Below are 6,837 nucleotides of genomic sequence, written 5' to 3' on the forward strand. Positions count from 1 at the left end.
GAACACCCTGCCCCCCAGGAGGCCGGACGATCGATCTTCTTCACAGCAGGTGATGCGCCGCGTGGCGGCGCGGCGATCTCATACGCGCTGCCGCGCGGCTCCTTCGCCTCCGCTCAGTCGCGTGTCCATCACCGGATCGTCCCGTTTTCTACATGGAACACCCTGCCCCCCAGGAGGCCGGACGATCGATCTTCTTCACAGCAGGTGATGAACACCTGCCCCCCCGCGATGCGGTTCAGGACGAAATCCTGGCGCCTCGGATCCAGTTCGCTGAGCACGTCGTCCAGCAGCAGCACCGGCCACTCCCCCGAGGCGTCCCGGTAGATCTCCCGTTCCGCCAGCTTCAGCGCCAGCGCCGCCGTCCGGGTCTGGCCCTGGGAGGCGTACTGCTTCGCGTCCCGCCCGCCGATGGTGACAAAGAGGTCGTCCTTATGGGGCCCGGAGAGGCACAGCCCGGAGGCCAGCTCCGCCTGGCGGTGGGACTCCATATGCCGCCGGAGGCGGTCCGCCAGCGTCTCCGCGTCCGCGCCGGCGTCCTCCACGGAAGACACGGTCCGGTAACAGAGCTCCAGCTCCTCCCGGCCCCCGGAGCACTCCCGATGGTGGACCGCGGCGTGCTCCCCCAGGCGGAGGGAGAACCGATAGCGGTACCGGATCAGCGCCGCGCCCAGGCGGATCATCTGCTCATCGAACTCCGGCAGGGCCTCCAGCAGGTCCGGGCGGCGGCCCCAGTCCCGGAGGATGCGGCCCTTCTGCTCCCTGGCCCTCTCATAGCCCGCCAGGACCGCGGCGTACCGGGGCCGGAGCTGGCAGAGGGCCGTGTCCATGAAGCGCCGCCGGGCGGCGGCCCCCTCCCGGATGAGGGAGAGGTCCTCCGGCTGGAAGAGCACCGTGTGATACACGTCCCCCAGGGCCGCGCCGGTCTTGACGGGGACCTGGTTCACCGTGATCTTCCGCCGCTTCCCCCGCCACAGGTCCGCCTGGATCTTGAACGCCCGCTCCCGGGACTCCACCTGGGCCGTCAGCCGGGCCCCCTCGGCCTGGAAGCCGATCATCTCCCGGTCCGTCCTGGCCCTGGGGGACCGCCCCCGGGAGAGGTAGACGACGGCCTCCAAAAGGTTCGTCTTCCCCTGGGCGTTCTCGCCGCAGATCACGTTGCAGCGGGGATCGAACTGCGCGGCCTGCCGAAGGTAGTTCCGGAAGCCCTCCAGCTCAAGACGGTCGATCCGCATACCGGACACCCAGCCGCTCCCCGGAGAAGGACACCTCGTCCCCGGGACGTATCTTCTTCCCCCGCTGGAGGCAGATCCCGCCGTTGACCCGGACCTCTCCGGCCTGGATGCGCTCCTTCGCCTCACCCCCGCTGTGCACCAGGGCGGCGAGCTTCAAAAGATCTTGGAGCTTGATATGCTCCGTCGTGATGACGATCTCCCTCATGGCCCCGCCTCAGTCCGGGTTCTTCAGCCGCACCGGCAGGACCATGTAGAGGAAGCGGTCCTTGCCGTCGGTGGGCACGATGATGGCCGGGGACACGCCGGTGTTCAGCTCGATGCGGACGGAGTCCGCCGGAGCGTAGCGCAGGGCCTCCATCAAATAGCGGTTGTTGAAGCCGATCTCCAATCCGTCGCCGTCGCCGTCCACGCGGCAGACGTCCTTGGCCTCGCCGTTGCCGGTCTTGGCGGAGAGGAGGACCCGCCCCTCCTCGAAGCGGCAGCGCACCGGGCTCTTCAGCTTGTCGGAGATGACCACGCTGACCCGGTCGATGCTCTCGATCAGGGCCTTGGTGTCCGCCGTGACGGCGATGGGGTTCTTCTTGGGGATGGCGTTCCGGTAATCCAGGAACTCCCCCTCCAGGCGGCGGCAGATCAGCTCCACGTTCCCGACGGTGAAGAGGATGTGCCGCTTGCCCAGGGTGATCTCCGCCAGGTCCTCCACGTCGCCGCAGATGCCCTTGACCTCGTTCAGCGCGGAGCCGGGGGCCACGAAGGAGAACGCGCCGCCCTCCATCTTCTCCAGCGGCTCCTTCCGCACCGCCAGGCGGAACCCGTCCACGGCGGCCATGGTCAGCCCGCCCTCGCCGATCTCGAAGAGGGCGCCGGTGTGCACCGGGCGGCTCTCGTTGGTGGAGACGGCGAAGGCCACCTCCTCGATCATGGCCCGGAGGACCTTGCGCTGGATGGAGACGGCGTACTCGTCCTCCACCTCCGGCAGGTCCGGGTAATCCGCGGCGGAGAGGCCGGGGATCTCGAAGTCCGCGTCGCCGCAGCGCAGGCGCACCTGGGACTTGCCGCCGACGGTGAAGGTGACGGCGTCGTCGGGCATCCGGCGGATGATATCGCCGAAGAGCCGGGCATTGAGCACGATGTCGCCGGGCTCCTCCACGCCGGCGGAGACCTTGGCCCGGATGCCGGTCTGCATGTTGTAGCCGGAGACGGTCAGGCCGTCCCCGCCGGCCGCGAGGAGCAGACCTTCCAGGGCGGGGATGGAGCTTTTTTGGGCCACCGCGCGGCTGGTGACGGCGATGGCGTTCTGGAGCAGGGCTTTTTCACAGCTGAATCTCATAGGAGGACCTCCTTGCGCTAGAGAGCGCGGAAATGGTTCATGGTGTCGGACGCCGGGGCCCCTCCGGGGAAACGAGGGGAGGCGCCGCTTTCAAAGGGAAAAAAGATATATTTTAGAAACAGTAGCCGTAGGGAGGAGTTTTGTGGAAAAGGACGGGCATCCCAGGGGCGGCAAGGCTCAGAGATCCCACAGCCTTTGTTGGAAAGCAGGAGGCTTTCCCACGGCCTTCGTCGAAAGCCGTCTTTTCCACGAGATCTCCCCCGTTTTCCCACGGCGGATCGTGGAAAGATCAGTGCCGGGAGGTGATGTTGCTCTTGAGCTCCTTCACCATCTCGGCGAAGGAGGGGTCCTTCTTCATCTTCTGCTCCACCTGGCGGATGGAGTGGATGACGGTGGAGTGGTCCCGATCGTCGAAGAGCTGGCCGATGTTGTCCTGGGAGAGGTTCGTCATGCTGCGGATGAGGTACATGGCGATCTGCCGGGCGGCGACGGCGCTGCGCATCCGCTGCTGTCCCCGGACCACGGACTCGTCCAGCTGGTAGTACCGGCTGACGTAGGCCAAGATCGCTTCCGGGGTGGGGATGTATTCGTTGCTGCCCTTGAGGATGTCCTGCATGGCGCGGGAGACCGTGGCCTCGTCGGTCTCGCTGCCCAGCAGGTCCTTATAGGCCAGGACCTTGTTGACGGTGCCCTCCAGCTGGCGGACGTTGGCGGTGACGTTCTGGGCGATCATGACGGCGATCTTGTCCGGCAGGTCCATGCCCAGGAGGGCCGCCTTGTTCTTGACGATGGCCACCCGGGTCTCGAAGTCCGGCGGCGTCACGTCGGCCAGCAATCCCCACTCGAAGCGGGTGCGGAGCCGGTCGTCCAAGAGCGTCATCTCGGAGGGGGGCCGGTCGGAGGTCAGCACGATCTGCCGCCCAGACTCATAGAGGGTGTTGAAGGTGTGGAAGAACTCGTTCTGCACCTGTTCCTTGCCCGCCACGAACTGCACGTCGTCCACCAGCAGCAGGTCGGCCTCCCGGTATTTGGCCCGGAACTCGCTGCCCCGGCCGGAGCGGACCAGCTCGATGAACTCGTTGATGAACTCGTCGCCTTTGATGTAGACGATCTTCGAGGCGGGGTCGCTGCGCCGGATGACGTTGGCGATGGCGTAGAGCAGGTGCGTCTTCCCCAGGCCGGAATCCCCATAGATCAGGAGGGGGTTGTAGTTCTGGGCGGGGTGTTCCGCCACGGCCATGGAGGCCGCGTGGGCCAGCTTGTTGGACGGGCCGACGACGAAGGTCTCGAACGTGAACTCGGCATAGGTGAAGCGCTCGGCCTGCTTCTTCGGGGCGGGGCCGCCCTGGAACTCCAGGAGCCCGGCATCGTCCAGGATCTTGACCTCGAAGTCGGTGGAGAAGAGGTCGTGGAGGGCGGATCGGATGTTGTCCAGGAAGAGGGACTCCAGATACCCCCTCTTGAAATCGCTGGCGCAGTGGAGGTAGCAGGTACTGCCCTTGATGTCCACGATGGTGAGCTCGTCGAACCAGGTGGCGATGGTGGTCTCGGAGAGGGTCCCCCGGAGCTGGCGCAGGACGTTCTCCCAGATATCGGTGACGGAATTCAAACAGGAAACACCTCACGTTTCTTTTCAAGCCGCTGAGATATGTTCCCTATTATAACAGGAAGATCCTGCATTGGCAATACCTATTCTAATAATAAGCATCCGGCCCCTGCCCCGGCCGGGGGCGGCGGTCCCGGTACCGATCCTTGACAAGGCTGGAAGATCCTCTTATAATGCTTTTGTGCGGCATGAATAGTTTTTCCGACCGCCGGAGATCGGACGTTGTAAAGATCGTTCAAAACGCTTGAACAGCGTTCCTAGAAGGAGGAGCATCGTTATGGACTTCATGAAAGAATATGAGAAGTGGCTCGCCAGCCCCGCGCTGAGCGCGGAGGAGCACGCGGAGCTGGAGGCCATCAAGGACGATCCCAAGGAGATCGAGTCCCGGTTCTACGGCCCCCTGGAGTTCGGCACCGCCGGGCTGCGGGGCACCATGCACACCGGATTGCACAACATGAACATCCATGTCATCCGCTGGGCCACCCAGGGCTTCGCCGACGTGATCTGCGCCGAGGGCGAGGAGGGCAAGGAGCGGGGCGTCGCCATCTGCATGGACTGCCGGAACCACTCCATGGAGTTCGCCCGGGCCGCCGCGGAGGTCTGTGCCGCCAACGGCATCCACGTCCGCATCTTCGAGTCCCTGCGGCCCACGCCCGAGCTGAGCTTCGCCGTCCGGGAGTATCACTGCCAGGCGGGCATCAACGTCACCGCCAGCCACAACCCCAAGGAGTACAACGGCTATAAGGTCTACTGGCAGGACGGCGCCCAGCTGCCCCCCCACCACGCCGACGCCATCGCCAAGCGCCTGGGTGAGATCGACATCTTCTCCGACGTCAAAAAGATGGGGTATGACGAGGCGGTGGCTTCCGGGATCGTGGAGGTCCTGGGGGCCGAGACCGATGAGAGGTTCCTCTCCAACGTCATGGGCCAGGTCAACGACAAGGAGGCCGTCGCCAAGGTGGCCGACAGCTTCAAGATGGTCTACACCCCCTTCCACGGCACCGGCCATAAGCTGATCCCCGAGGCGTTGAAGCGCCTTGGCATGAAGCACGTCCTCTGCGTCCCCCAGCAGATGGTCATCGACGGTGACTTCCCCACCGTCGAGTCCCCGAACCCGGAGAACCCCGAGGGCTTCTACCTGGCCGTGGACCTGGCGAAGGAGGCGGGCGCGGACTTCATCCTGGGCTCCGACCCCGACGCCGACCGGGTGGGCATCATGGTCCGCGGCAAGGACGGCGAGTTCAAGGTCATCACCGGCAACCAGACCGGCGTGCTGCTGCTGGACTACCTGATCGGCGCGAAAAAGCGGGCGGGCATCCTGCCCGAGAAGCCCGTGGCCCTGAAGACCATCGTCACCACGGAGATGGCCCGCAAGGTCGCCGAGGTCAACGGCCTGCAGTGCTTCGACACCTTCACCGGGTTCAAGTTCCTGGCGGAGAAGAAGGATAAGCTGGAGTCCTCCGGCGAGGGCAAGGTCATCTTCTCCTATGAGGAGAGCTATGGCTATATGCTGGGCGACTACGTCCGGGACAAGGACGCCGTCACCGCCGCCCTGGTCCTCACGGAGATGGCGGCCTGGTACGCCGGACAGGGGATGACCCTGGCGGAGGCCCTGGACGCGCTGTATGAGAGATATGGCTGGTACGCGGAGCACACCTATAACCTGGTCATGCCCGGCCTGGACGGCCTGAAGGACATGGCGAAGCTGATGGCGGGCCTGCGGGAGGCGCCCCCGGCGGAGATCTCCGGCGTGGCGGTGGTCCAGTTCAAGGACTACTCCGACGGCAGCGTCACCGACTGCGCCACCGGCGCCAAGAGCGCCATGGAGCTCTCGGGGTCCAACGTGCTGCGCTTCGAGATGGCGGACGGCACGTCCCTGATCGTGCGGCCCTCCGGCACGGAGCCCAAGATCAAGGTGTACATCCTCACCCAGGGGAAGGACGCCGCGGAGGCCAAGGCGAACGTGGCCAAGTACGGCGTCTGGGCCGGTTCTCTGCAGGGATGACAGGATGATGAGGCTTGAGGCCCGCCGCTCACGAGCGGCGGGCCTTGGCCTGTCGAAAGCGTCTTCTCGACAGGCTGGGCAAGTTTTCAGGACGTTCGAAAAGCCCTGAGGACTTACGATCGAAAACGGGAGGGGCCCTTCCTGGGCCCCTCTCGTGACTCTCCCCCTTCTCGTCGAGGATGTCTCCCCTTGCTTTTTTGACACTAGGAGGAGGCCCGCCGCTCATGAGCGGCGGGCCTCCTCCTCCCCTCCTATGTGAAATGTACGAATTTTTTCCTGCCGATCTGGCGATCCCTGAAAAATGTGATCCTGCACAAAATTTTAGTTGTATTCCGCCCCGGCCTGTTGTATAATCCATATATTGGACGCTTGCGGTCCCCAGGCCCGCCGGGACAGGGAGAGGCACCGGCCGGGGGAGCGATGAGCCATTCAACAGCTGCGCGCGCCCCGTCCTCCCGGACCGGTCCCCCGGCGCGGGGAGGACGGACGGGCGGAGGGGAGCGGCAGAGGCGGAAGGCCGGCGGGACACCTGCGAGCCGCATTAGAAGACTGAAGACTAAGGAGTGGAACGAATCATGAGCTATTCTGTACAGAACATCCGCAACGTCTGTCTGCTGGGCCACAGCGGCAGCGGCAAGACCGCCCTGGCCGAGAGCCTGCTCTA

At 65.1% G+C, this 6,837-nt stretch carries 5 protein-coding genes; 1 reads left to right on the forward strand and 4 read right to left on the reverse strand.

Annotated features, from left to right (window positions below):
- Positions 1-128 precede the first annotated feature (128 nt).
- The 4 genes from recF to dnaA form a co-directional block, all read right to left on the reverse strand.
- Positions 129-1,232, reverse strand: a complete 1,104-nt coding sequence (recF, locus tag QZ332_RS11420; RefSeq protein ID WP_295765486.1) for a DNA replication/repair protein RecF — start codon at positions 1,230-1,232, stop codon at positions 129-131.
- Positions 1,213-1,437: an RNA-binding S4 domain-containing protein gene (locus QZ332_RS11425; protein WP_295765488.1), complete on the reverse strand. Its 225-nt coding sequence runs from the start codon at positions 1,435-1,437 to the stop codon at positions 1,213-1,215. Before QZ332_RS11425 ends, recF begins: the two co-directional genes overlap by 20 nt.
- 9 nt (positions 1,438-1,446) lie before the next feature.
- Positions 1,447-2,562, reverse strand: a complete 1,116-nt coding sequence (dnaN, locus tag QZ332_RS11430) for a DNA polymerase III subunit beta (protein ID WP_295765490.1) — start codon at positions 2,560-2,562, stop codon at positions 1,447-1,449.
- A 289-nt stretch (positions 2,563-2,851) separates the two neighbouring features.
- The gene (gene dnaA / locus QZ332_RS11435) at positions 2,852-4,171 is read right to left on the reverse strand and encodes a chromosomal replication initiator protein DnaA (protein WP_295765492.1); all 1,320 of its coding nucleotides are present in this window, start codon (positions 4,169-4,171) and stop codon (positions 2,852-2,854) included.
- A gap of 274 nt (positions 4,172-4,445) precedes the next feature.
- Here dnaA and QZ332_RS11440 point away from each other — a divergent pair, with 274 nt between their 5' ends.
- Complete coding sequence (locus QZ332_RS11440; RefSeq protein WP_295765494.1) at positions 4,446-6,173, forward strand: phospho-sugar mutase; 1,728 nt, start codon at positions 4,446-4,448, stop codon at positions 6,171-6,173.
- Positions 6,174-6,837 lie beyond the last annotated feature (664 nt).

This window comes from uncultured Oscillibacter sp., from assembly GCF_910584465.1.
In the GTDB taxonomy this organism is placed as follows: domain Bacteria; phylum Bacillota; class Clostridia; order Oscillospirales; family Oscillospiraceae; genus Oscillibacter.

Coding starts and splice junctions, on each gene's coding strand:
- recF (WP_295765486.1), bottom strand. CDS start 1,232: ATGCGGATCGACCGTCTTGAGCTGGAGGGCTTCCGGAACTACCTTCGG.
- QZ332_RS11425 (WP_295765488.1), bottom strand. CDS start 1,437: ATGAGGGAGATCGTCATCACGACGGAGCATATCAAGCTCCAAGATCTT.
- dnaN (WP_295765490.1), bottom strand. CDS start 2,562: ATGAGATTCAGCTGTGAAAAAGCCCTGCTCCAGAACGCCATCGCCGTC.
- QZ332_RS11440 (WP_295765494.1), top strand. CDS start 4,446: ATGGACTTCATGAAAGAATATGAGAAGTGGCTCGCCAGCCCCGCGCTG.